Annotated in this window: 1 protein-coding gene; it reads right to left on the reverse strand. The window is 67.1% G+C overall.

Annotated features, from left to right (window positions below; all coding sequences use genetic code 11):
* Positions 1–148 precede the first annotated feature (148 nt).
* Positions 149–1,027 carry a hypothetical protein gene (locus tag ABZZ74_RS54320; protein WP_356951471.1) on the reverse strand — a complete coding sequence of 293 codons (879 nt, stop codon included), beginning with the start codon at positions 1,025–1,027 and terminating at the stop codon, positions 149–151.
* Between the last annotated feature and the right edge of the window lie 110 nt (positions 1,028–1,137).

Genomic DNA, 1,137 nt, shown 5'->3' on the forward strand with positions numbered 1-1,137 from the left:
GCCCCACCGGAACACCCAACGATGGGGCGCCGCCATGAGAGTTCATCGGCATCGTGAACGCCGCATGCGTCGGCATTTTCAACGTCCGGCAACAGTCGGGGTCGTCGTGCACGGCCTCCATCTTCCTCGGCACGCCTCCGGGCAGGCTCTATGGGAGACCCGTGCGCATGGCTCGCGGCCCGTGCTCGGTGAGGTGAAGGCGGTGGAGGTCTTCGTGGAGCCAGGCGTAGGCGTAGTCGGTCGCGGGGGCGTCGCCGAGGATTTCCGGTTCGCTCAGGACCGGCGTACTTGGGCGTGCCCACGGGGACCTCGTCGGGCGGGACCCGTGTGCGATTGCAGGCACAGGTTTGTAGAGGGCGTTCTTTGACGGGACGAGCCGGACGGTGACCGAGTTGCTGGGTGAGGAGTAAAGGGAAAGCCTCAAGCCGGGCGGCTCGTACGCGTCTTTGCCGCCGGGCGGAGCCGTGTACAGGTCGCCGATCAGTGCGGCGGGGACGGCGCTGGCCAGGCCGAGGACGGGCTTGAGGTGAGGGAACCACGTGTCGACGAGTGCAGTGTAGATCTCTACTGCGGCGGTGAGGACTTGCTCGGCGCGCAGCCTGAGCTGCTCTGGGCTGTAAGCGTCCCAGACCCAGTACCTCGGGCGGATGAGTTCTTGGTCGGGAACGGCATACGGGGAGTGCAGCAGGCCGTCGGCGTCAGCCCAGCGGCCCCTGCCGAGTTCCTCCTCAATGCGCAGCAGCTCCGCCTGATAACCGGTGAACCGTGTGCCGAAGCCGCTCCGCACCGGCAGACTCCCCGGCTCGCCGTAGAGGTGCTGGCGCAGTAGCTGGTGTACGTCTTCGGCGCGCAGCGGGGTGAGACGACGAGAGGGGAGTCTCATGAGATCCGCGGCCGCCAACCACAGGCGCTCCTTGGTGTAGGCGTCGCAGTCGGCCAGGTCGAAGTCCTTGCGGGCGCACATGGTGTGCAGGCGGGAGGCGAGCAGCTTCAGCGTCTTCTGCCAGGGCCAGGCGGCATACTCCACGGCGGCGGTCCCCATTAGGCACTGTTTCTCGGATCTCCCTTCGCGGGGTGGTGTGTTGGGGGCAGGCTGGCTCCATGGGACGTGGAGACCTGACGAATGCGGAGTGGGAT

This window comes from Streptomyces sp. NPDC006476 (genome assembly GCF_040612015.1).
In the GTDB taxonomy this organism is placed as follows: domain Bacteria; phylum Actinomycetota; class Actinomycetes; order Streptomycetales; family Streptomycetaceae; genus Streptomyces; species Streptomyces griseorubiginosus_B.